Source organism: Gammaproteobacteria bacterium (genome assembly GCA_029881255.1).
GTDB lineage: Bacteria > Pseudomonadota > Gammaproteobacteria > S012-40 > S012-40 > JAOUMY01.
This window is the reverse complement of the sequence record JAOUMY010000012.1, coordinates 40,438-65,189: the sequence shown is the minus strand read 5'-3', so window position 1 is coordinate 65,189 and position 24,752 is coordinate 40,438. Positions and strand designations below refer to the sequence as shown.

Sequence of the window (24,752 nt, the reverse complement as noted above, 5' to 3'; positions counted from 1 at the left end):
GTTCAAACCGCTCAACTCGATGAAGATTTGCATAGACGGAACAAAACTGCCGAATTCTCACTGCGATAGTATATGGTCTAGTCAATGCAAAAAAGTTACCGTTTTGTTAAACCTACTGATCGCCTACTCAGGCGACTTCTTCTTCATTTTTCATTTGCTCAGGCGTCCCGATATAATAGCCTTGCGCATAATCGACGTTAAATCCTTTCAAGAGTTCCAGTGTTTTTTCGTCCTCTACATACTCAGCTATTGTCTTTTTGCCAAAACCGCGAACGATTTCCGACATGGCACGCACAATTAATTGATCATCCCGATTACTGGATAGCTGTTGTATGAAGGAACCGTCAATCTTAACGTAATCGACCGCAAGTTCCCGTAGATAATAGAATGACGAAAAACCTACGCCAAAATCGTCTATGGCGATGCGACAACCCATGCTACGCAATTCATCGACCAAGGCAGATGCTGCGGTGATATCCTGCAACGCTGCCGTTTCCGTTATTTCGAATATGAGATTTCGAGTATCAATATTAGATTTGAGCAACAATTCCTTAATCATTGGGATGCTGCGTTTGTCTGAAAATGTACGAGCCGACAGGTTGACAGAAAAATTCGTGTTTTTTGTTGTATGATGATTAGCCTTCATAAAATCGAGTGTTTTGAGCAAGACCATGCGGTCAATATCGTTAATCAGGCCGGTATTCTCGGCAACTTTTATAAAAGGATAAGGAGCGATAATCGCCCCGCTTTCCCCAAGCATCCGTAAAAGGACTTCAAAATGGGTAATCTCACCGGTGTCGATTTTCATAATAGGCTGGAAGAATAAAATAAAACGATCATATTTAAGCGCATTTTCGATGCGTTCCTTCCAGTTTACATGTAACTGAATCTTTTCCATTGCCTGTTCACTTTCAGAATACACATGCCAGCGGCTTCGCCCACGCTCCTTCGCCTGATACATGGCAATATCAGCATTGGCCAGCAATTGCGTAACGTTGCTGCCATGAGTGGGAAACAAGGCGACGCCGATACTAGTTGTAACCTTTTGTTGAACCGAAACTATGGGTTTTATGACAGTATTAATTCTGACATTCAGATTGTTACAAAACTCTATAACGCCATTCTTATCGATATCCGGAATAACAATCGCAAACTCATCACCGCCGATACGCGAAACGATATCAGAATTTCTTGTTATACGACGAAGAGCAGATGCCACTTCTTTTATAAGCCTGTCTCCAGTCTGATGACCTTTTGTATCGTTTATATACTTAAAATTATCAAGATCTAAAAACAACAAGGCACCAGATTTTCCATAGCGTGTGGCTTGATTAAGATAGTTTTCAAACAATTCGTTAAAGTGCCGCCGGTTGAACAATCCAGTCAATGGATCATGATTGGCAAGCCAGGTGATACGACGTTCCGCCTCCTTTCGCTCCGTAATATCTGTTCCGACTGAAAGTGTTGTGACATTCTGCTCGCCTACATCCCCCAAAAATGAATGTATCCATGCAATACTGCGATGTTTCTGGCTTGACGTAATGAAACTGGTTTCCTGGCTGAAATGTCGCTTCTTCTCTTTGTTGATCTCCTCAATATTCTTTCTGACCGCATCTCTTTCACGACCATTGGTAAAAACCTCATCAAACGATTTGTTAACCAATTCCTGAGGCTGCATCTCTAACAGCATCTGGCCATATTTGTTAACTAACTCAATTTTTCCTCTGGAATTCGTCGCAACAATAATTACCTGTGCAGTATCTAACAAATAGGAACTGAAATCCTTTTCTCTGCGGAGTTTTTCCATATTTCGTTTTAGTGACAATGTTGATTCCTCAACCTCTCGATTGAGCTTTTCCAATTGATCAGACAAAGCAATCGCGCTGGCATTAACCATATCTATCTCATCTTCGACGATATAGGCATTTTCATTGGCGCGGCTTAAGAATGTACGTGCGCGAGCAAACTCTCCTCTGGCCAGCATAGGCAAGGTATGAGAGGTCGAAATAAGGCGTGAGAGTGGGCGCCAAAGCAATAAGAGTATAGCCATCTCTGAAGAGATCAACCCAAATAGTGATAATAGAAAACTATCTTTCGCAATACGTTCCAGTTCTGCCTGATCTTCTGATACGTCTTTAATAAAGAATAGAAAACCGCGGCTGCTTACCGCAATTCTGTCCAGAGGAACGGCAAATATATCGTAGATTTTGTCTTCCAGCTGAACTAGTTCCTTTCTATCTATAAGATCGGAAAAATTTTCGCTCAGTGACAAAGTCTCCAGAACTTTAAAAACATTGCCGAAATTGGTTAGCGCCGCTATCTGCATATGCCATTCATCCAGACGCGGCAAACGCGTAGGACTTAAACCTGCTTCACCGAGAATACCGACCTCTGAGGAGGCAAGATCAGAAAAACGAAGCACAATGTCTGTGACCGGCGCGTAGATAGCGATTGCCCCAAGTTTACTTGTTCTTGACAAATACGGAACAACAGAGACTTGAGCGCAATCATCCATACATGCTACAACCGATTTCGGCTGCAAGGAGGACACAACGTATGAAACCGTCTCTTTAACCGTCGATGTATCCATACGATAAAGAGAGTCAGGTTCCGATGAATACAGCATATTTCCTTCGCGATCAAATAATCCTATGCCTTCTATTTCATAAGTGACCTGAAAATTTGGCCAGATATCTTCAATGACGGCTCCTACCTTGTCCCACTGATTGGTATCAAAATGGTGCTTTAACCCGTACATACTGGGAAGTATCGATCCAAGATTCTGTAGTTCGCTCGAGTTTTGGCGAATAATCGCATCAAGCATACCCAAATCCTGACGACGATTATCCATTCTTTCCTGTTCATATTTCATCTCGATTTTGTTGTTCTGATAGTAAAAATAGATGCTATTGACGGATATTATTATCAGGCTTATAACGAAGAACAGCTGCCATTTCAAACTCACAAATCGTTTTTGTTCAAGCAATCGTTTTAGTTTTTTCAATTTTTATCTCCTGTAAAACTAGAAACGGTAGGAGACAAGAAAATTAAACATCCACCAGTTTTTAGTGGTCGAAGCAGCTATTGGATTATCCTGTACCGGCAACCATGCCGTGCCTCTAATTAAATGCTGTTCGGCCATTAACAACCATCGCCTTGAGTATATCCAATGCATACCTATGGTAAGATCATACGCATATTGCGTGTGCGCCGGCCTCGCTCCCGAGGTAATTGATTCCATTGTTAAACCGTCTCTATCATCCTTATTGAGAAATGCGACGTCATAGCGAGTAAACATTCCCAAATCATGTCTTACTAAATAGTGTATTTGCGCATAAAAACTTTCACCTGTTTGCACTTTTACCGGCACATAGGCGAGAAGATTTTTGAATTCAAGTGTGCGTCGCGCATACTCGGCAGTAAAAATGAATTGCTCAGAACTATATTGCAGTGAATAGAACTTAGGCTTAAATTGAAAACTTGCGTCACTGACTGGCTCAACCGCTAGAGCACTATAGGAGAGTTGAAGGCGAACATCGCTGTATGCCAATTTGAGCGTCCTTCCAAAAAGCTCCAGCGTTGCACGCGCAATTGTGGATGCTTGCGCTTCAAACTCGCCCGGAAAATCGGAAGAAAACAGTGTAATCTCAAGGTTTGTACTTGTTCGAGGGCGCGCAACTGCTGCTTGCAAGGTAAAATCGAATAACGGCGCGTTATATGAACCATAGGCTTGAACACCGTCTGACGACAATGCAAAGTCTCTTACTCTGTCAAAGTAGATCGATTGCGGCAGTATGACACCCGGACGAGTAAAGGCCACATCGCGAGTTTCATTATATAGTCCAAAAGGGTTTTTTATTCTGCCGGCTCGAATTCCGCCGGAATAATTTTCTCTTTGCAAAATTTCGTAGTCGACTAAGGCAAAATCGATATTTAATTGCCCCGGAAGTGTTAACCCTGAGAACTCTGCAATATGTTCGTGATTCCCCGCCTGTCGGTAGAGCACTTGTGCAGACATTTGCAGACTGTTAAATGGCCTTACTGATCCATTAAGCCCAATTTCCCTGAAATTTACACTACCATAATCACTACTGTTGCCAAAGAAATCATTACCTGACGTTTTGATATAGGCTTGAGTAGCAAACGCGTGATACTGCACACCGTTATCAAACGACGCAGAACTATGGGTATTACAAAAAAGCAGCAGCCAAACTAAAACAGCTATCGTCGTATTACAACGATTCACTGTCGACGGATATAACTTTGATTTTTTCATCTACCATTTCCCTGGCGATATACCCGATGGAACCACTAGTATTTCTAATCTTTTTTAGCAGTTCCGCCTCATCTTTAACGAAAAAAGGTGCTTGCCCAGTCCCTGAAAACACAAGTCTGTCCCAGCGTTGTTGCAGCTGATAAGGAAACATCTCCAACACTTCACTGCAGAATTCTCTATGGATTGCTTCCTTACCTTCCAGAACAAACACTGTAATGGGCTTTCCGTCACTCCATTCCCTAATACGCATTAGAAATATGGAACGTACGAAGTTTCGATCAAGTTTTACAACCGGCACGTCGGTATTGGCGACAAGCGTTTGCGCAACGACCGTGCCTGAAGTACAGAAAAGAAAAAATAGTTGAAGAAGAATTGCCGGAGCACTCCAAAATATTTTCGCTCTCCTATCGCATTTACCTGGGTGCAGCATCCTTACCTTTCCAGTTGAAAATATTTTTTACTACCGAAATTCATGCCAAATGAATGAGTTCCTCTTACTATTTATAAACCAAGTTATAAAACATTCAAGAAAAACATTCTTAATAGCTTGCAATTCACTGTGAATAACGTCTATGAATAGACTTGCTTCAAAACTCCTCTAAATTTCAATTTGGATAGTCATGAATATCACAACGCACTTCGATCAATTTTTTTTACTCGATTATTGTCGGTCAGAAACGACAATACAACAATGCCAGCAACTTCGTTATCATGTTTTTTGCGAGGAAAAAGGCTATTTTTTAGATTACAATCTAAATAGAAAAGTCGAGTCGGATGAATACGACGCTCGCTCCGTACACTGCCTTATCACGCATAGAAACACTAAAATACCCGCAGCGACAGTTCGATTAGTACTCGCTGACGTAGAGAACCTAAACAACCTATTTCCTATTGAACATTTTGAAGTCCTCAGAAGACTCGAACGAGATCAAATGTGGCGCATTAACAGAATTAATCTGGGGGAAATTTCGCGATTCTCTATCGCGAGCAACTTCCGTCGTCGACCGCAGGAAAAAGGCCTGGAACACGGAATAACCAATGAAACTTTTAAGGAATATAGCAATGAAAGACGTAATTATGGTGATCTTACTCTAGGTTTATTCAAAGCGATAGTAACAATGAGTCACGAAAAGAATTTAACTCATTGGTACGCCATGATGGAACCGAAATTGATCCGCATGTTATCCCGCTACGGTATCCAGTTTAATGCAGTGGGACCTATTTTTAATTACTGTGGTTTAAGACAACCGTGTATTGCCATAATAGATGATTTATTGCATGGAATATTTCAGAATAAACCGGATGTATGGGAATTCATTACGAGCAATGGACGTTACTATGGTGAAAGAACTTTGACTCTCGATGCTAATTCTGCCTACTAGCCAGGCAACATATTTTCACTCGGCAAACATACCAGCCCGTATCATAACGGGTCCACGACAGTTGAAAATGCGTATCGAAAAAAGCCGATCCTAGTGACGTTATGGGCAAGCAAATAATCAATCTTAATCAAACCAGATCAAAGAAGAAACGCAACCATAGATACCATAAAAAGATGGCGCCAGCCCAATAGGCAAGCAGCCGATGAAAAACTCGATTATAGGAAAGGTGAATAGCCGCATGTACCCAGCGAAACAAAACAAATCCCCAGGCTGCGAATAAATAAGGACTAGTATCGATGCCTAATACAAGTACTAACACCACCACGCAATAGAATAGTGTCGGCAGTTCGAATTGATTTTCGAAGCAATCTCCCGCTAACATCACCATGCGCGGTTTCGCAGTATCATGAATAGCGTAGTCCTGCACTCTGAGGGAGCCAACTGTTACCGACAATATCCGTGTAACATACATCCACACCCACACCAGAAAAACGAGAAAGACCATCCCCAGCAAAGGAAACAACAATTCATTGTGACCCGTCATACCTATCCTTTCTTTTTTGGAAATTGTAGGAGGAAGAAATAATAGCAGTGGTATCAGCGACAAGAAAGTATTCACAACCCGATATAAATTTACGCATTCTGGCTAGGCAATGGAGAAGTTATGAAAATATAGGCATGACGCGTTCAATGTCGTCCACCTTATGCAACTCACAGACATTACCTAAGCGAGGTTGCATTCGGCTTATGTCGTGGGTGTTGGAGACATTCCATTCCAGCAGGCGTTAAACATCGCGCGCAAAGCCAGCTCATGGTTCCCTTCATGCCGAGCACCGAGACGTTCAAATAGCACCAGGCCATAGATCGCAGAGAAGAATAATCCGGTTACGGCCTCGGGATTATAGACTCGCAGGTGTCGTTTGTTGTGTTCGTCTTTTAGATAGTCAATAAGCTTGGACTGAACACGTCGATCACTCAGTTCTCCCTGTTTGGCAAAGAATTCCTTTAAATCAAAATCGGGATGTGACATGAGTGGCAGCAATACGGGAAGCACTTTGCGATAGTGTTTTAACAATGCGACGAAGACATTTTCGAGCTTTTCTCGTGGGCTTTGCCCAGCCTGATCCAGGTCATCGACAGTAAGCTCAGGGGGAACCATGGCCTGAAAGAATAAATCCTTTTTGCAGCCAAAACGCTGGAAAAGCACGGACTCCGATATCCCAATTTCTCGCGCAATACTGCGTGTAGAGACTTCGTAACCCTGATCTATGAACAACTCACGTGCTGTCGTCAGTATCTGTTCGTCGCTAACCTGGCGTTTTCTACCCACACTCTCTTCCTAAGCTTTTCAAACACATGCGCTTTTCTAGAGCGCTCGCTAAGATTTAAGCATAGTAAGAGGCAAAGTCAATGCCGGTTTCCCGGCACGGGCAAAGGATAAGTTAGAAGAAACAACAATGAGATGGCTTAGTCGCCGCCTCCACGGAATCCACCGCCGCCTCCACCGCCGCCTCCCGGAGGAGGACCAGCCGCAGGTAACGGCGCAGGGTTAGGCGTAAACGCCTGAGCATTCACGCATTGCGCGCCAGGGGTAGTCATTTGGCTGCACAAATAAGATGTGGCTGCGGCGATTTCTGTCGCATCCAGGGTTTTAAATAATGCCGGTGGCATACGTCGAACGTCGTTTTCTGGCAACTGTAACCGCGCGATTGCCAGACCAAGTTCAGCATCGCGAGCAGCGCCAGTTAACACGCCGCCCAAGGTATCACTCATGGCGTTTAAATCCACATTGAATCTTGCACGCGTGATGGTTTGGTCTAGCTGAGAGTTATGGCACTGAGTACACGCCTGGGTAATTATCTGCTGGCCATCCAGTCCAGCCATTACACGAAAACCAATATCTCGCAAGGCTGATGTCATAAAGATGTTACGAATGTCTGGAAGTGCCGCCGCTGTAAGTGCGCCACCGAGAAAATTCTGATAGGCCTGGGTTGCCGATTGTAACTGCGCCGGATCAGTTACCAGGATATCGTGGTATGGAACCGCGATAAATTGTCCCAATACCGTATTGTTATAGATACGCTGCCATTCTGCGCTCGTCCCCGGAGTTGTGTTATCAGCCGGTTGACCTGGTGTTTGATTTACCTGATTTTCGATGAGCCCGGAATTGAATGCATTAGGCTGGTTTCCGAATCCGTTGCCTCTGACAAGATCCTCCAGCAACGCAGGATCGGATGCAGGAATCAACGCTGCCGGTATGCCTGCATAATCTTCATTAGTACCATGAGCTGCGGTAAAGGCATTTAATAATACTTGTCCACCCTGGCGATTATTACGCAAAAAGTGGTTCCAAGGATTCGCCAGTTCCTGCATGCGCAGTATGGATGGAGTTCCCGGTCCTCCGGTCTGGTGACATTGCAGACAATCAAACACCGTATTGGCCAGATCAACCTGACCGTAGATGGTGTAGTCTACCCAGTTTCTCTCGACAGCAGGTGTGAGCAATTCGCCGATAGCGCAACTATTGGTCAGATTGCATTGCTGCTTAAAGGTAAAAAGGAAGAATTGCAAATCGTTGGTGACGCGATCCGACACCACCAGTTCCGCAAATTGATCACCGCGCACAAAGCCCATAGCGATCAAACCCGGCGTTTGGTTACGCCCATTTGGCGGTGTAAATATAAGCGCTCTCGGATTAATCGGGTTAGTAAAACGGGCAACCAGAGATGACGAATGTCCTACCAATGTAAAAGCAGGATTTCCCCCACGACCATTATTACGTCGTCCGGCCGCATTTGGATTGGTAAACGCAAGTCCTAATGCAGCTTGCAGGTCTCTAAGACTTGTGATGGCTGGTGGAACAGCTCCACAAAACGCGTCTCGCACTACATTCTGTGCATTCTGCGCAGCTAGTCGGGCGCATAACAGATCCAGTTGCGCTTTACTTTCCGGCAAGGTGGCAAGCGGGTCTTGCACCACGCCGCTATTACTTGCATTGAAGTTATTAAAAATGAATTGCGCTAGATCAGCCGCACAAACACCAACACAGGCTGCTGGATTGGCTGGCGGCATATTGTTTTCAATAAACGTCGTCAACTCCGCCAGTGGTAGTGGACGCGTCAACCCGATTGTGCCATTGACACCCTGGCCATTCGCGCCGTGACAACTGGCGCATTGCTGTATAAAGGCAACCTGGCCGACATTGGCTAGTCCCGCCCACTGTTCAATAGCAGCTTGAAGGACTGATGCATCAGCCAGACAGTTCCCCGACCAGCAATTGTGAGATTCCAGTACCAGCTTCTGAACGATTCTGGAATTGACTGGATCAATAAGGTCGACCCGCTGTAAGGCTTCGCCTAGGGCGACATTGGTATCAACATCGGCGAAAAACGGGGTATTCGGCGTGGGCCCCTGTGAGTCGTGGCACGCGGCGCAATTGCTTCTTAAAACGGGATACAGGGTTTGAACAAAGGCATCGACATTACTAGCCTCGAGAGAAACCGCATTTCGTTGGGATAAACCGCTGGTTTGTTTAAAGGAGAAACCTGGGAGAGACTCACCACAGGACGAGATCAGTGCCAAAACAGAAATGGCAACAAATGGAATTATTCCGTGCTTTATGAAGGACAAACTACCCGGCATCGTACTGCTCCCCACCAGCCTGTTTTTTCTATTTATACCCAATTTTATGATTATTATTGGCTTGTCAGCCTGTTCCTACACAGTCCGAACATTGGATTGTTGGGCATTGTAAACGGCTTCAGTTTAACCTTTGCTGAAAAGCCATACAAGGCTGAGGATATGCCTTATTCACGCAAGTGCTTCCGACAAAATATCTGCATAGGCGTCTTTTATCATTTCGCCCGCGTTTCCCAGTACGTTATTTCCGTGTGACAGCACCAGATTATCGATTTCATCACTAAGAATCTCTCTTAGAGAAATCTCAAATGCGTGTCTGTCCCTAATCATCTTGCGAAAAAGGCGACTGGCTGAAACACGGCCGTATACCCCGTACATGCGGGTCAGTAACCGCGTCCAGTTATCCAATGGATCCTGAAAATTAAACAGCATATCGGCGACGATCAGCGTTCGGCTTGGTACGTGAAAAAATACCCACTCGTTAACCATCGGCATGCCTCTGAGAAAATGCTGCTTGATATCGCCACGCCAGGGTGACAACGCATTCTCATTGATTACGATTTTTTCGTAATCCCATTTGATCTTCGCCCCTTCTGCCTGAAAAACCTTTGCATCGGGATAGCGTTTTTTCCAGCTTCCGGTATTGAGATTATGCATCTTGCTTGGGGCAACAATATAGGCTGGTCGACCAATGTCATTGACTTGTTGCGCCAGTGCGTCCGTGCAGGGGATTGGGGAATGTATCCATAGACTGCCGTCGCTTAACTTCACGACAGTCATGCGCGTTCCTGCCTTCGCGCCGAGAAGATTAAACTTACCATCCGCCGTCCAAATGTTATTCGTGAACAGTCTCAAATCGTCTATGTCATTCCTACTCATTCCTCATCCTCCTCTGAAAAGTATTCCATGATTTGCACCAATCCGGTCCGCAGATTGGCATAACTTTCGATACCGAGAATCTCACTAAATTTGATTTCCAGCGCCTTCACGATTTGCACGCTTTGACGGACCAGGTCTAAGCCGGTTTCGGTGTAAACGACTTTTTTCGCCCGTCTGTCGGTAACATCATCCTCAATCGAGATAAAACCTTCTTCGATCAGCTCACCAACCATTTTGCCTACGGCCTGTTTCGTAATTCCCGCATCTCGGGCCAAATCGACCTGCCGCATTCCCTCTGGGTTAAGGTGTCGCAGAATATTGAAGTGGGACGGTTTCACATTAGTAAATCCGCGTGCATGTAGTTGTTCGCTGAGGTAGTCCTCAAAGCGGCGAAATGCCATCAACATCAAGCGTGCAGTGGGTTGTAATTCGTAACGAGGCATCGCCTACTCTCTTGTGACTGTCGATTCAGTAGAAGCGTAGACAAGCGGGGATCATTAGTCAACCTGTGTGACTAAATTTAAATCACGGGCTATATTCGTCTAAAACCCCATTTCAATAGCGGTGGAACGATAAGCGTAGTGGTGATAACCATCAACACGATGGCTGAAAACAAGGCATCGCTAATCACGCCAAGACTGGTACCGATCGAAGCGAAGATCAAACCGACCTCGCCACGTGGCAACATGCCGATGCCGATGGCCAGTCTATTCGTACCACGAGAACTGACGAAGCCGCATAGAATCTTACCCACGATCGCCGCAAGCAAAAGTCCACTGGCCATAATGCCGACTTTTTCATCGAGAAAACTTTCGAGTTTGACCTGTATCCCCATCACCACGAAAAAGATTGGAACCATGATCGCCTCTAGTGGCGATATTAAATCCTTGATACTGATCTTGTGAAACCGGGAATCACCCCAGTATTTGAAATAGGCGTCCTGCATAATCACGCCTGCGGCAAACGCGCCGACGATGGTGGCAAGACCGACAAAATTGGCCAGCCACGCCAGCACCATTACAAACATAAATGAGACAAACATTTTGGCTTCGACAATATCGAGATGTCGCAACCACTCAATGAGCTTACGTATGAGTATCGGACCGAAAGCGAAGGCCGTCACCAGGAACAAGGCCGCCCAACCTATAGTTATGACGATGTTCTCTACATCGACGCTACCCGATACGATAATGCCGGTGACGATAGCCAACATCACCAGCCCGAGGATGTCGTCGATAACGGCCGCCCCCAGGATTATGTGTGCCTCTTGTGTATGAGATTTATTCATCTCCTTGAGGACGCTAGCGGTGATACCGATACTGGTCGCACCCAGGGTTGCCGCAACAAATAAGTCGGTGCTGACCGATAATTCGGGCATCAACACCCGCGCCGCGGCAAAGCCCAAAACAAAGGGCAATACCACACCGACCACGGCGACACGCAATGAGGCCGAACCAACAGCGCGCATTTCACCAATCGAGGTATCCAGCCCCACCAGAAACAAGAGAAAGATGACACCGTAACGGGAAAAGATATCCACCGTATGCGCAACCTGAATCAACTCTGCGCCGTCTGGGCCGTTGAGTATACCGATCAGGCGTTGCGCATCGTGCTCGCCGACAGCGGCAATAGCAGCGGTTTGCAGATCCACGCCGCTGAGCGTTTGCTCGAACATATCGAATATCGCCGGCCCTTCGCGTAATACGGTGATAAAATCTGAACCGAAGTAATAGCCGATATTGCCAAGGATCACGCCCATGATGAGCTCACCCAGCACCGATGGTTGACCAAAACGCCGTGCGATAAATCGTCCGATCAGGGCAAACAATAATATCCCCGTGACACCGAGTATCACAGGCGCAATAGGATCTGTGTGCATCCCATTATTGTTTGCAGAAGCAGTAAAGGGGAAAAACAGTAACAGGCTGCCGAACAAACCGGTATTGAAAATACTATGTTGCGTATGCATGGCCTGAATACGAGTCCAAGGCTCGGAGAAGGCGACTATACGTATGTTCGCATAATCGATTTGTGCTGACCATCCCAGCGCCAGATATTTCTGTCGTGTATATGAACGCCGCCAACCCAGCGGTCAATGCCGTTGTGATGAATCCAGTCATCATGATTGCGTAATATACTTTTACCAAAAGTTGTCATATGCATTTTTATACGCGTCAACTCCATAACATCGTCGCCGTCGTCATCAGGTTCGTCTTGCTCAAGCTCAATCGCAGGCATTTCTGCCTGTACCAGACGCGAGACGGTTAGCCAAAACATCGTTTGATTCATAAAGGGCTTGTCTTCTTTGCGTTGCGTGCGAATAAAAATCTTTTCCAGATCGTTTTCGCCAGTACTCATAATTTCCAATATCTGTTTTTCGCTACGCGACAAACCATTGCTCTTGGACGGATACTGTTGAATCAAGCGCTGAACGGCGTCGGCAAGGTATGGAATCGCCGCCAAATGACGCGGAGTAAAACCCAAAAGGTCGCGCGGGTCATCACTACAGATGGCCTGCCACACAGAACGGGCAATATCAATCTGGTTGATCGAAATATCCAGACGCTTTTTGTATAACAGGTAGATCTGATCATCGCTCATCACATCAAATGTACGAAGGTGTTTACTCACAGGAAGGCGATCCGGAGAGATATAGGTAATTTCCAGGCGGCCGGTATTCAATTCAGATAGCCAGTAAAGCAGTTGCAACAAGATGAGCTGGTTATACAAATTATCACTAAACCACAAAATCATTTCATCGTATTGCGCAAAGTCATGTATACGAGCAAGTCGCTGGATATAACGATCTGCCAGGATTTTTGCCGAAGTCATGCCTTGCTGCGAAAAGTACTGACTGCGTATGCGCGCCATCTCCACAGGCGATTTCCCCTGCATCAGTGGCCCCTCGTACAATACGTCCTCGCAGGCCACGACATCCCCGAATAGTTGCGCTCGGTTGATGGCATCTGCATTGGCGCGGGTACTGGTTAGCGACAGAATCATGGGTTTGGTGACTCCTTGTTTTTGAGAAAATGGCGTGTTCGGGCGGGTGACAGTTTTCCGTTGTGCAGAGGCTTCATGCGTGAAAAATGCCAAACAAACCGTAATTTGGGCTAGAGTTAGCCCGAGTGGAGCGCTATAATCCCGGCCCACAAGTTTTTGTACACCTGTTTCTGGAGAAAGTCTGATCGCATATGGCAAAAGAAGACAACATCGAGATGGACGGTACGGTAGTGGAGACACTGCCAAACACTATGTTTCGAGTAGAACTTGAGAATGGTCACGTTGTGACAGCGCATATTTCGGGAAAAATGCGTAAGAACTATATTCGTATCCTTACAGGTGATAAGGTCACTGTTCAATTAACACCCTACGACCTGAGTAAAGGTCGTATCGTGTATCGCGCTAAATAGGCGTCTTCTTCAGGCGCCGTTCGAGTGCCTTTTCGATAGCCCTGGCCGCTGCAAAATAGGCAAAACTTCCCGTCACGAAGCTGGCTGATCCGTAGCCGAATCGACAATCCAGGGAAACGCCATGTATTCCCGGTTTCTCATGACTAACGCTTCCATCATCTTTTGGATATACCTGCTGCTGTGATGAAAACACGCACTCTACACCGAATCGGCGTTTGGGATTTCGCGTGAAACCGTAATCACTACGCAACTGGCTTCTGACTTTTGCAGCCAGTGGATCATTAAATGTCTTGGTCAAATCGGCGATCTGTATCAATGTCGGATCCGTTAAACCACCTGCACCACCGGTCATAATCATCGGTATCTTGTTGCGCTTGCAGTGAGCGATCATCGCCGATTTGAATTTGATGCTATCGATCGCATCGATGACATAGTCATAACCACGACCTGGGTCGAGATAGTCAGGCAAGGTTTTCATGGTGAGAAAATCGTCTATGACATTCACCTCGCACCACGGATTGATTTCCAGCACCCGCGCTTGCATCACCTCTACCTTTGAGCGATCGACTGTTGACTGCAAGGTGTGTAACTGCCGATTCATGTTCGAAAGACTCACGGTGTCGTTATCAATAATCGTAAGACGCCCAATCGCCGTACGTGCCAGCGCTTCAACCACCCATGAGCCGACACCACCCACACCTATAACGCAAATATGCAGTTCGCGTAGCAAGGCAAATTTCTCATTGCCGTATAGGCGCCTTATTCCGTCAAATAATTTAAGGTATTGCTGTTCGTCCGCAGACATAGGTCAAGAATTCCAGGTGGAGAGATAATCGACAGGCGGCCATTTTCCCACAAAACAAACCGCGGGACACAAACAAACAGGAGAATGTTTAGAGAACATCAGAAAGGAAGACAGGGCGCCCTGGATCAGAGCGCCCTGTTTCAAGATTAATTACCTGAAGAAAATGGATTACCAAATATACTTCTTGGTGGAGTCTGATCCGGCTTCTTCTCCGGTTCGACCGTAGTCGATACGATGGTCGGCTTAGCAACAGCTGGCTTTTTAGCCGCTTTCTTACGAGGCGCCGCCTTCTTGGTGGAAGCTTTGCTTGTACGCATTTTCGCATCGTACTCGCGAGACCAGGTACGCGTAAACGCAGCAACGGCTTTCTTCATTGCCGCTTCCTTCTTCTCGACTGCCTGAAGAGCGGATTCTGCATCTTTCACCTTACTCGCCGCCGCCATGGCCTGCTTCTTCACTTTCGCCGCCGCCGCCTTGGCTTTCTTCACAGCAGAAGCTGCCGATTTGACCGCCTTTTTGTTGGTCGGATTAGACTTTTTCTTTGCTGCCGCGCTAGCCTTGCTGGCGCGTTTTTCTGCTGCCGATACTGCCTTGTCCGCCTTCTTCAGGCTGACTTCGACCTTGCGCTGCTCAGATACTGCAGTAGCAATTCTCTTTAACAAAGACGCATGTGCAGGTGATGCAGCACGCTTGGCGCCAGTGGCCTTTTTCGCCGATACTTTCTTCGCAGAAACCTTCTTTGCAGAAACTTTCTTTGCAGAAGCCTTCTTCACTGTCGCTTTCTTTGCGGTTGTCTTTTTCTTGGCAACGCGGGCTTTCGACGCTGCCTTCTTTGAAGCCTTTTTCTTAGCCATTCAAACCTCCTAGTGTTTCCATAACGAAAATTCTAACTTTTAGCAATCTGCATGCCGTTAGATTACGGTCCCCAACAACAAAAACTTTAGTAGATGCCATTCTTAAAACAAGGACTTAGCCTTGTCAATACCTGCTGTTTTTTCTTCCTCGAAAATTTCACCGGCAGAATTAAAACGAGGCGGTACTGAACAGTGCTATCATCGCCTGCAAATCTAAACCTGCAGTGATATGTACAACGTAATTCTCACGACATTTAATGCTCGATATAGCCATGCTTCGCTCGGACTTCGTTATCTACGTGCCAACATGGGAGATCTGACTGCGGCCACCCATATTGAGGAATTCATCCTCGATACCCGCCCGATTGATGCGCTGGAACAACTGTTACAGCACCAGCCTATCGTTATCGGCCTTGGCGTGTATATCTGGAATATTGAACAATCCCTGGCACTCGCCGCGCTGATCAAAACGGTATCGCCGCAAACAGTCGTCGTGTTGGGTGGTCCGGAAGTGAGTTACGAATATCTCCAACAACCCATCATGCAATACGCCGACTATCTTATTTGCGGTCAGGCCGATCTGGCATTCCCTGATCTGTGTCGGGAAATCCTTGACGGCAAGCCTCCGCAAAATAAAATCGTTACACCGCTGCCCTTCAAACTGGAACAATTGCAACTGCCTTACCAGGAATATAACGAAATGGATATCGCTACTCGCAATATCTATGTCGAAGCCTCCCGTGGTTGCCCGTTCAAGTGCGAGTTCTGCCTTTCCTCACTGGACAAAACCGCATGGGCCTTTGACCAAAACAGGTTTCTGGAACAAATCCAGTCTCTGTATGAGAGAGGCGCACGGAGTTTTCGCTTCGTCGACCGGACGTTCAATCTCAAGGCAGCGGCCAGCGCGCGGATACTGCAGTTTTTCCTCGAACATATGAGTGATGATTTATTCGTGCACTTCGAGGTCATACCTGACCACCTGCCTGAGCAACTCAAAGAATTAATCGTGCAATTCCCACCGGGGTGTCTGCAATTTGAGGTGGGAGTACAAACGTTCAACCCCGAAGTACAACAACTGATCAGCCGCCGCCAGGACAACGAAAAAACGCGCACCAATCTGCGCTGGTTACGTGAACACACCCACGCCCATATCCATGCGGATTTGATTGCGGGCCTGCCGGGCGAAGATCTGGAAAGTTTTGCCCGCGGATTTGATGATCTGGTCGTCCTGCGACCGCATGAGATTCAAGTGGGCATTCTGAAACGCCTGCGTGGCTCGCCTATCATTCGACATACAGAAGAGTTTAGTTTGCGCTTCAATCCAGCGCCACCTTACAACATACTTTCCACTAATCTGCTCAGCTTTTCTCAGTTACAGGACATCTCACGCTTTGCCCGCTACTGGGATTTGTGTGCGAACTCGGGACGTTTTAAACACAGTCTGCCCCTCATTCTTGGCGAACATCCGTTTCAACGATTCATGGCGCTGAGCCAATGGATATATCGACAAACGCAACGCATGCACAAGCTATCACTGCAACGCCTGTTTTATCTGCTTTACCAGGGTGCACAACTGGCTTTACACCTGACGACGGACGAACTCCTCCCCGCATTACAAAAAGACTTTGCCATCTCCGGTGTAAAAGGGACATTGGAAAATGTTTTGACGCGTTTTGAACAACGTCAGCAAAACGACGCGATTGTGCCAGAAGCCAGTCCTTTTCAAAGACAGGCGAGACACATTTCCACCCAGGAAGACGATTAGTCGTTTCGATAAAGTGAAATTCGTGATTGCAACGTGGGTTCATTGTCGAGCACTATCGCAAGTGTCTGCCGTAGACGACGGAGCATCGCTTCCTTGCCCTGCAAATCAAACTGCTGCTCGACAACGGCAATATCACATTGTTGTAATACCGTAACAATAAGAAATTGCCTGTCGTCATCGGTGAGTTGCAGACGATGATGTTTAGACAGCAGAATCGATTCAAGCTGGCGATGGATAGACAACAGACTACTCTCGTATCCGCCACGTCCATAGACAAAGTCTATTAGCTCGCGCATATCTTCATCGCCAAGCTTTGGCGGAAAGACATCAACCGTATACAGCAAGGTATCGACTAGCGCAGGCGACAACAGTCGAAAATGGGCACTGAGCGCGGCCAATAGCTGTTGCGCAAACCGATCATAATAGGGTTGTAAAAAGTCCTGTTGTTTTAGTTCACGCAACATCAGCAAAGAATACTCACCACTAGAGGATTCTTTCTGGACCCCAAGACGTAACGTGCGATAGCCGGACGTTTGCCAAAAGCGCAATAAGCCCTCGCGCACACCAAAATTGACGCCGAGGGCATCAAGACCTTCTCGCGCGGCGCATTCCTGAATAAAGCTCAGCATGCGTGAGCCAATACCCTGTCCCTGTAAAACGGGATGAACAGCAATGCGCATTACACGCAGACAGCGCAGGCTAAGTGCATTTTCCTGATTGAGATATTGCGCCAGGGTTTGTGGTAAAACCTCGCCCTGCAAACGCCTCTTTCCCTGCTGTATGTCCAGCGCAAGACTGTCTGGCAAGCCCCCTTCACGCACGCCTATAGCTGCGGCAACGAGTGTCTCGCCTTCAAAGCCCGCATAAACTGAAATACCCTCGCCGTCCAGCATCAACCGCAAGTCATAAGGACGGGTTTGATAATGGGCCAATACCAACAGTCCGAAAACATTTCTGAGTAAAGCCTCATCACCAACGAGCTTATCCCGCTCCAGTTCGACAAAGTGGACACCTGTTACCGGTGTTGCCGGCGTCGACACATCACTGTCCAGCAATAACGCGGTGTTTAGCCAGTCTTCTAACGGATCGTCTTCAGCCCAACGCGCCGGTATAGTAAGTTCACTGCGAGTCCAACCGGGGCAAAGCTGATCGAGTCGATGCAGAAAACGTAAGGCGAATCCACGTCCATTACCTTCGTAGCCGTGAATAGTGGTGGAAAAAACGATGCGTGAATAGTGTTCTGTCAATTGCTCTAACTGTGGTAACGGAATCGCACCGGCCTCGTCAACAATCAGCAACTGCCCCTTGCTTGGTTTCTGACATAACTCATCGACGGGTATAAAGTGTAGTCTGCTTTCATCAACGCCTTCAATCCGCGCATGTTTATATAACGAATCCAGGGCGGCGCGATGAGGTGCGGTAAGCAGAATATCTTCCTGTCGTTGAGCCAGCAGCCTGGCAGCAGCCATCCCCAGACAGGCGCTTTTGCCTCGCCCACGATCGGCGGTAATCACCAGTGGTCGTCGACGATGTCCGGTGACCACATGCTGAATCTCATCGACGACGCCTTGCTGGTGAGTTATCAGTCGTTGCCGGTGTGTGTCCGCATCAATCTCGATTCGTGTCTTTTCACTTGCCAACAAAGTCGTCGCGTCCGAATCGGCATCTTGGCGATAAAGATAAATCGAATATTGCGTTGGTGAAAACGTGTCGACGAGTCGTCGAATAAAGCGGTTGCTTGCGGAGCCTGTAGCATTCGAAAACAGTGCATCACCTGTAGACACCCATTCATCCAGATCAGGTAACAACAGCATGAACACACCACCACCGCACAAAGTTCCCGCCGCTGCGCCAAGCACATCCGGGTGCAGACGCTCATGGCCATCCAGAATAACGGTGTGAAACTCACGCCCCAGGATCTGGCGAAAACGCTTAATCCCCAAAACCGGAAATGGCAACCTCTGGTCATCACTCAAACACAACAAGTTTTGACTATCGATGGCTGAAGCAAGGGAATTCAATCGTGCTAAACACCATTCACGACTACCGCTGAGTATCATCAACCGGCGTTGAAAACTCCGCTGCGCATGCGTCGAAATCTGTTTATAGCTGGCAAGGATGTCCATTAAATAAAAGGTCACTATGGGTTGGCGGCCATACTATCACAAGAGATCATACTGGCCAGTCGAGGCGCGCTACCTTTTCCATAGGCGAATTCTTATAATACGCCCCCAGCCATCGACAGGTGTAGTCATGTCCAGCCAACACATTGATATTAAAGGCGCGAAACAAAACAATCTAAAAAATCTGGATATAAAAATCCCACTCAACAGTCTGGTGGTCGTCACCGGCGTCAGTGGCTCCGGCAAATCCAGCCTCGCCTTCGATACCATCTATGCAGAAGGCCAGCGCCGTTATGTTGAGACCTTTTCACCGTATGCGCGCCAGTTTCTCGATCGCATGGACCGGCCGCAGGTGGAACGTATTGATGGTATTCCACCAGCAATCGCCATTGATCAGGCCAATCCGGTACGCACCTCGCGCTCAACAGTTGGCACCATGACCGAACTCAACGATCACCTGAAATTACTGTTTGCGCGCACCGCAAAATTGCATTGTCACGCGTGTGGACACGCGGTAGAGAAAGACACGCCGGCCTCGATATTGGCAAGCATGCAGCGACAGAAATCCCTCGACAGCATCATGATAAGTTTTGATGTGCGTGTCCCTGACAATTTCAGCCCGAAGGAAGTCAGTGCCTTTCTCGAACAAAATGGCTATATCCTTATCCATCAACAGGACCAGAACAGAATCGAAGTCATACAGGACAGAGTACGTTTTAGCAAAGACAACGTTGATCGCATTACCGAGGCACTCGAAGCGGCACTCAAACATGGACACGGTCATTTACGCATACGCGCCATGCGCCAGCGTGAACTGACCGGAGAGACCTGGCAGTTTTCAGATAAATTACATTGCGCACCCTGCGATATCGACTACTCACCTGTTCAGGCAAGCCACTTTTCCTTTAATTCGCCGATAGGTGCCTGTGACTGTTGTCGCGGCTTTGGACGTACCATAGGCATTAATTATCAGCTCGCCATACCCGATGACAAAAAGACGATTGCCGAAGGTGCGATAAAACCGTTTCAGTCGCCATCCTATATAGAGTGTCAGGGAGACCTGATGAAGTATGCGCGCAAAAAAGGGATACCCACGGATAAACCCTGGAATAAACTTAGCGCAAAGCAACAGCAATGGGTTATCGAAGGCGACGGTGATTTCGATGACAAGGTGTGGTACGGCGTCACCCGCTTTTTTAAATGGCTGGAAAGCAAGAGTTACAAGATGCACATTCGCGTGTTGCTTTCCAAGTATCGTTCGTATGACGAATGTAGCGCATGTCATGGTTCACGTTTAAAACCACACGCCCTGCTCTGGCGTATCGCCTGTGAGCAGGGTATCGACAAGACGCTTCCCCGCGAGCAACGCTTTATGCCACCGGGTTTAAACATGACACCTGAGGTGTTCGCCAAGATGCCCGGTCTGTCCATTCAGGACATCATGTTTCTGCCGATCGAGAAAACCTTAACCTTGTTCGAATCACTACAGCTCCCTAAACCCTTTGATGAGGCCACGGAGTTATTGCTCGACGAGATACGTTCACGTCTGCGTTATCTGGTCGATGTCGGCCTGGGGTATTTGACCCTCGATCGCCAATCGCGCACGCTCAGCGGTGGTGAAGTGCAACGCATTAATCTCACCACCGCGCTGGGTACCTCGCTGGTCAATACCTTGTTCGTTCTCGATGAACCGAGTATTGGACTGCACGCCCGCGATATCGAGCGCATGGCAAAGACCCTGCTCCGTCTGCGCGATGCCGGCAATTCCTTGATCGTGGTTGAACACGATGCCGACATCATGCGCCACGCGGACTATTTGTTAGATATTGGTCCAGGCCCAGGCGAACTAGGCGGCAACAAGGTTTTTTTTGGACCGGCTGAGGATATTACCCGGCAAAAGAATTCGCTGACTGGAGATTACCTCAGTGGTAAGCGAGAGGTGTTGCCGGAAAATTTCATTCATCGTCCACCGGGAGAACATACCCATTGGATAGAGATAAAGGGCGCGTGTGAGAACAATCTCAAAGAACTCGATGTGCGCTTTCCCGCCGATTGCATTACCACACTGACTGGCGTCAGCGGCTCAGGAAAATCGACGCTGCTGCACAGCGTTCTATACGCTGGTTTGCAGAAGCGTCTGGGCAACGCAGTGGAATCCGTCGGCAAACACGCCGATATTCGAGGACACGACTATTTCGAGGCGGTACACATTGTCGATCAATCACCCATCGGTAAGACCACGCGCTCAAATCCGGTCAGCTATGTCGGCGCCTGGGAAGAGATACGCAAACTGTTCGCCGCGCAGCCCTTGTCGAAAGAACGAAAATACACCCCTGGCACCTTTAGCTTTAACTCGGGTAATGGCCGCTGCCCTACCTGTTCGGGTAATGGCTTCGAACATATCGAGATGCAGTTTCTCAGCGACGTTTATCTGCGCTGCGGCGAATGCAATGGCACGCGTTATCGCAAGGAAATTCTCGATGTTTCTTTATTGCCGGACAGCAAAACCGACTACCCGGCAAAGTCAGTGGCCGATATTCTCGACCTTTCTGTCACAGAAGCACTGGTGTTTTTCGCCGGTCATGAAGCGGTGTTACGCAGCCTGCGCCCATTAGTTGATGTCGGACTAGGTTATGTGCGTCTGGGTCAACCGGTACCAACGCTCAGTGGAGGAGAGGCGCAACGATTGAAGCTCGCTGGACACCTGGCCAGGACCTCGGCTAAACAACAACAGCGCATGTTGTTTCTTTTCGATGAACCCTCAACCGGTCTGCATTTTCATGACATCAAGGTCTTACTCGGCGCCTTCCAGCAATTACGCGAGGCCGGACACACGCTGATTATTATTGAACACAACCTGGATATCATCGCCGCCAGCGACTGGGTTGTCGATCTCGGACCGGAAGGTGGCGATCAAGGAGGTCGATTGATCGACTGCGCCACGCCAAAAGCGCTGGCGAACAAGAAAAACGGTCACACTTCTGCCGCCCTTCGTGATTACTTTCAAGGCAAAGCCTTTAGCGCCACCAGTTCCGCCACAAAAAAATCCACTGGCGAAAATGCCATCATCATACACAACGCGCGCGAACACAATCTGAAGAATATCGACTTACGTATCCCACGCGACAAGCTCACGGTAATAACCGGCCTGAGTGGTAGCGGCAAAAGCACAATTGCGTTTGACATCCTGTTCGCAGAGGGACAACGACGTTATCTGGAATCACTCAATGCCTATGCGCGCCAATTCGTGCAACCGGCGGGAAGAGCTGATATCGATGCCATCTATGGCATACCACCTACTGTTGCCATTGAACAACGTACCAGTCGCGGCGGCTACAAAAGCACCGTTGCGACTGTCACTGAGATTTATCACTTTCTTCGATTGCTTTATGTCAAACTCGGTACTCAGTTCTGCCCTGTGTGCGACATACCGATACAGGAGCAATCTCAAGAAGAAATTGTCGCCAATATTTTCAAGCAATACCGCAACAAAACTATACATCTGCTTGCTCCACTCGTCGTCAATCGTAAGGGCTATTACACCGACCTTGCGGCATGGGCGGCGAACAAAGGTTACGATCATCTTATTGTCGACGGTGAAGCAATCTCTACAGCGGAATGGCCGCGACTGGATCGATACAAAGAACACAACATTGATCTGCCTGTCGCCACGTTGCGCGTCGCTGCGAACAAAGAAGAACAACTACGCCGAGAAATCAGCAATGCACTAACTATAGGCAAGGGCGTGTTGCGCATTCAAACTGAGCGCGGCAAACCACAACTGTTCTCCATACATCGCGCCTGTATCTCGTGTGGCGAAAGTTTCGAGGCCCTGGACCCTCGCCTGTTTTCCTATAACTCTAAACACGGTTGGTGCGAGAGTTGTCATGGCAACGGCTATATCACCGATATCGATGAAGAGAATTATGACGAAGACGATAATCAGGAAGCCCGGGTATGTCCGCAATGTGACGGCGATAGACTCAATCCTGTCGCCCTGTCAGTCAAGTTCAAACAGCAATCAATCGCGCAGATGACGCGACAGAATGTCGAAGATACACTCAAGCAGTTTCAGAAAATGAAACTCGCAGCCCGCGAAAAAACCATCGCCGAGGATATCGTTAAAGAGATCGTGTCACGCCTGCAGTTTCTTGCGCAAGTCGGCCTCGCCTATCTGGATTTGAACCGCGCGGCACCAACGCTTTCTGGCGGCGAGGCGCAACGCATACGGCTTGCCGCTCAATTGGGTACCAATCTTCAGGGCGTATGTTACATACTTGATGAGCCGACCATCGGCCTGCATCCCCACGACAACAAGATGTTGTTAAAGTCTTTACAAAGTCTGGAGAAAAAAGGTAACACACTGGTCGTTGTCGAACACGACGAAGACACCATACGCATGGCACAACATATTGTCGATCTCGGTCCAGGTGCCGGAAAGCGCGGCGGAGAAATCATTGCCCAGGGGACACTGGCGCAACTTAAAAAAAATAAAAACTCGATCACCGGCCGTTATATGGCTAACCCGCTCAAGCATCCTATGTATCCGCGTCGCATAGAAAAGGCCGAAACTTTTTTGAGCATCGAAAAGGCCAATCTGCACAATCTGCGCGAGGTCTCAGTCAAATTGCCCCTGGGGCGATTTGTCGTCGTCACCGGCGTCAGCGGTAGCGGCAAGAGCACGCTGATACGTCACGTGTTATTGAATAATCTCCGTGAAAACGTCGGCAAGAAAACTCGCAAAGCTGTGTTTTCCGGTTGTAAATCTATTCACGGGCATGAAACACTGCAACGCGTACTGGAAGTTGACCAGTCGCCCATCGGTAAAACGCCTCGTTCCTGCCCGGCAACATATATTGGCTTCTGGGATCAAATACGTCGCATATTTGCCGATGTGCCAGAGGCCCGAGTACGTGGTTATAACGCCAGTCGTTTTTCCTTTAATACCAGCACAGGCACCTGTCCAGCGTGTAAAGGCCAGGGCATGCAAAGGCTGGAGATGAGTTTCCTGCCTAATGTGTCACTCAAGTGTGACGTATGCAATGGCAAACGATTTACCGATGACACCCTGGATATTACCTATCGCGGTAAAAATATCGCCGACATACTGGAGATGAATATTGACGAGGCGGTGATATTTTTTGAAAAACACAAATCCATTTATGTCAGCCTCAAACTCTTGCAGGACATCGGTCTGGGCTATCTGACCCTGGGCCAGGCAAGTCCGACGCTCAGTGGTGGCGAGGCGCAGCGTATTAAACTGGTCACCGAATTGTCCAAGTCATTTATCACCAAGGCGCATGATGATATCAGTCTGTCACCGCGCAAGAACACGCGCCAAACGCTGTTTATTCTCGATGAACCAACAGTCGGCTTACACATGGCCGATGTGGAAAAACTCATCCACGTGTTTCACCAACTCGTCGATGCGGGAAACTCACTTATTGTTATCGAGCACAATATGGACATCATGGCAGAGGCCGATTGGCTCGTCGACATGGGTCCCGGTGGCGGTCGCAATGGCGGCCGTATTGTTGCCCAGGGCGTTCCCGAAAAACTTGCCGGAAAGTTCAAATCCTCAAAGACCACAGAAATGCTGCAGGACTTTTTGTGAAA

17 protein-coding genes are annotated in these 24,752 nt (G+C 47.8%); 4 read left to right on the top strand and 13 right to left on the bottom strand.

All coding sequences use genetic code 11. The features are described from left to right. Positions 1-127: 127 nt before the first annotated feature. The 3 genes from OEZ43_18055 to OEZ43_18045 are packed head-to-tail and all read right to left on the bottom strand — an operon-like array spanning position 128 to position 4,706. Positions 128-3,004: an EAL domain-containing protein gene (locus OEZ43_18055; GenBank protein MDH5547488.1), complete on the bottom strand. Its 2,877-nt coding sequence runs from the start codon at positions 3,002-3,004 to the stop codon at positions 128-130. A gap of 18 nt (positions 3,005-3,022) precedes the next feature. Further along, on the bottom strand, positions 3,023-4,276 hold the full coding sequence (locus OEZ43_18050; GenBank protein ID MDH5547487.1) for a hypothetical protein: 1,254 nt from the start codon (positions 4,274-4,276) through the stop codon (positions 3,023-3,025). Next, the gene (locus OEZ43_18045; protein ID MDH5547486.1) at positions 4,233-4,706 is read right to left on the bottom strand and encodes a hypothetical protein; all 474 of its coding nucleotides are present in this window, start codon (positions 4,704-4,706) and stop codon (positions 4,233-4,235) included. Before OEZ43_18045 ends, OEZ43_18050 begins: the two co-directional genes overlap by 44 nt. Positions 4,707-4,896: 190 nt before the next feature. Here OEZ43_18045 and OEZ43_18040 point away from each other — a divergent pair, with 190 nt between their 5' ends. Further along, entirely contained in the window at positions 4,897-5,658 is a 762-nt protein-coding gene (locus tag OEZ43_18040; GenBank protein ID MDH5547485.1) for a PEP-CTERM/exosortase system-associated acyltransferase, read from the top strand. Positions 5,659-5,785: 127 nt separating this feature from the next. Here OEZ43_18040 and OEZ43_18035 read toward each other — a convergent pair whose 3' ends face one another. From OEZ43_18035 to OEZ43_18005, 7 genes are all read right to left on the bottom strand, one after another. Next, positions 5,786-6,202 carry an MAPEG family protein gene (locus tag OEZ43_18035; protein MDH5547484.1) on the bottom strand — a complete coding sequence of 139 codons (417 nt, stop codon included), beginning with the start codon at positions 6,200-6,202 and terminating at the stop codon, positions 5,786-5,788. A 201-nt stretch (positions 6,203-6,403) separates the two neighbouring features. Next, entirely contained in the window at positions 6,404-6,988 is a 585-nt protein-coding gene (locus OEZ43_18030; protein MDH5547483.1) for a TetR/AcrR family transcriptional regulator, read from the bottom strand. 137 nt (positions 6,989-7,125) lie between these two features. Continuing rightward, positions 7,126-9,300: a cytochrome c gene (locus tag OEZ43_18025; protein ID MDH5547482.1), complete on the bottom strand. Its 2,175-nt coding sequence runs from the start codon at positions 9,298-9,300 to the stop codon at positions 7,126-7,128. A 168-nt stretch (positions 9,301-9,468) separates the two neighbouring features. Next, positions 9,469-10,176: a DUF4336 domain-containing protein gene (locus OEZ43_18020; GenBank protein ID MDH5547481.1), complete on the bottom strand. Its 708-nt coding sequence runs from the start codon at positions 10,174-10,176 to the stop codon at positions 9,469-9,471. After that, a complete protein-coding gene (locus tag OEZ43_18015; GenBank protein MDH5547480.1) occupies positions 10,173-10,619 on the bottom strand; it encodes a MarR family transcriptional regulator in 447 nt (148 codons plus the stop codon). Before OEZ43_18015 ends, OEZ43_18020 begins: the two co-directional genes overlap by 4 nt. 89 nt (positions 10,620-10,708) lie before the next feature. Next, on the bottom strand, positions 10,709-12,145 hold the full coding sequence (locus OEZ43_18010; protein ID MDH5547479.1) for a cation:proton antiporter: 1,437 nt from the start codon (positions 12,143-12,145) through the stop codon (positions 10,709-10,711). A gap of 35 nt (positions 12,146-12,180) precedes the next feature. After that, a complete protein-coding gene (locus OEZ43_18005; protein MDH5547478.1) occupies positions 12,181-13,179 on the bottom strand; it encodes a DUF1835 domain-containing protein in 999 nt (332 codons plus the stop codon). Between the two features lie 191 nt (positions 13,180-13,370). On the opposite strand from OEZ43_18005, the gene infA reads away from it, so the two are divergent. Beyond that, positions 13,371-13,589, top strand: coding sequence for a translation initiation factor IF-1 (gene infA, locus OEZ43_18000; protein ID MDH5547477.1), 219 nt, complete (start codon positions 13,371-13,373; stop codon positions 13,587-13,589). On the opposite strand, the gene tcdA is transcribed toward infA, so the two are convergent. Then, positions 13,582-14,394: a tRNA cyclic N6-threonylcarbamoyladenosine(37) synthase TcdA gene (gene tcdA, locus OEZ43_17995; protein MDH5547476.1), complete on the bottom strand. Its 813-nt coding sequence runs from the start codon at positions 14,392-14,394 to the stop codon at positions 13,582-13,584. The genes infA and tcdA overlap by 8 nt on opposite strands. Before the next feature lie 146 nt (positions 14,395-14,540). Next, positions 14,541-15,248 (bottom strand): hypothetical protein, encoded by a 708-nt coding sequence (locus OEZ43_17990; GenBank protein MDH5547475.1) that lies wholly within the window; start codon positions 15,246-15,248, stop codon positions 14,541-14,543. Positions 15,249-15,477: 229 nt separating this feature from the next. Here OEZ43_17990 and OEZ43_17985 point away from each other — a divergent pair, with 229 nt between their 5' ends. Then, positions 15,478-17,013, top strand: a complete 1,536-nt coding sequence (locus OEZ43_17985) for a B12-binding domain-containing radical SAM protein (GenBank protein MDH5547474.1) — start codon at positions 15,478-15,480, stop codon at positions 17,011-17,013. Here OEZ43_17985 and OEZ43_17980 read toward each other — a convergent pair. Further along, positions 17,010-19,139 carry a GNAT family N-acetyltransferase gene (locus OEZ43_17980; GenBank protein MDH5547473.1) on the bottom strand — a complete coding sequence of 710 codons (2,130 nt, stop codon included), beginning with the start codon at positions 19,137-19,139 and terminating at the stop codon, positions 17,010-17,012. The genes OEZ43_17985 and OEZ43_17980 overlap by 4 nt on opposite strands. Before the next feature lie 127 nt (positions 19,140-19,266). Here OEZ43_17980 and uvrA point away from each other — a divergent pair, with 127 nt between their 5' ends. Continuing rightward, positions 19,267-24,750: an excinuclease ABC subunit UvrA gene (uvrA, locus tag OEZ43_17975; GenBank protein ID MDH5547472.1), complete on the top strand. Its 5,484-nt coding sequence runs from the start codon at positions 19,267-19,269 to the stop codon at positions 24,748-24,750. The last annotated feature ends 2 nt before the right edge of the window (positions 24,751-24,752 follow it).

Excerpts from the sequence above, each read along its gene's own strand:
- OEZ43_18050 (MDH5547487.1), bottom strand. The coding sequence starts at position 4,276 with ATGAAAAAATCAAAGTTATATCCGTCGACAGTGAATCGTTGTAATACG.
- OEZ43_18045 (MDH5547486.1), bottom strand. The coding sequence starts at position 4,706 with ATGCTGCACCCAGGTAAATGCGATAGGAGAGCGAAAATATTTTGGAGT.
- OEZ43_18035 (MDH5547484.1), bottom strand. The coding sequence starts at position 6,202 with ATGACGGGTCACAATGAATTGTTGTTTCCTTTGCTGGGGATGGTCTTT.
- OEZ43_18005 (MDH5547478.1), bottom strand. The coding sequence starts at position 13,179 with ATGATTCTGTCGCTAACCAGTACCCGCGCCAATGCAGATGCCATCAAC.
- uvrA (MDH5547472.1), top strand. The coding sequence starts at position 19,267 with ATGTCCAGCCAACACATTGATATTAAAGGCGCGAAACAAAACAATCTA.
- OEZ43_18020 (MDH5547481.1), bottom strand. The coding sequence starts at position 10,176 with ATGAGTAGGAATGACATAGACGATTTGAGACTGTTCACGAATAACATT.
- OEZ43_18025 (MDH5547482.1), bottom strand. The coding sequence starts at position 9,300 with ATGCCGGGTAGTTTGTCCTTCATAAAGCACGGAATAATTCCATTTGTT.
- OEZ43_18040 (MDH5547485.1), top strand. The coding sequence starts at position 4,897 with ATGAATATCACAACGCACTTCGATCAATTTTTTTTACTCGATTATTGT.
- OEZ43_17980 (MDH5547473.1), bottom strand. The coding sequence starts at position 19,139 with ATGGACATCCTTGCCAGCTATAAACAGATTTCGACGCATGCGCAGCGG.
- OEZ43_18010 (MDH5547479.1), bottom strand. The coding sequence starts at position 12,145 with ATGCATACGCAACATAGTATTTTCAATACCGGTTTGTTCGGCAGCCTG.
- infA (MDH5547477.1), top strand. The coding sequence starts at position 13,371 with ATGGCAAAAGAAGACAACATCGAGATGGACGGTACGGTAGTGGAGACA.
- OEZ43_18015 (MDH5547480.1), bottom strand. The coding sequence starts at position 10,619 with ATGCCTCGTTACGAATTACAACCCACTGCACGCTTGATGTTGATGGCA.
- OEZ43_17990 (MDH5547475.1), bottom strand. The coding sequence starts at position 15,248 with ATGGCTAAGAAAAAGGCTTCAAAGAAGGCAGCGTCGAAAGCCCGCGTT.
- tcdA (MDH5547476.1), bottom strand. The coding sequence starts at position 14,394 with ATGTCTGCGGACGAACAGCAATACCTTAAATTATTTGACGGAATAAGG.
- OEZ43_17985 (MDH5547474.1), top strand. The coding sequence starts at position 15,478 with ATGTACAACGTAATTCTCACGACATTTAATGCTCGATATAGCCATGCT.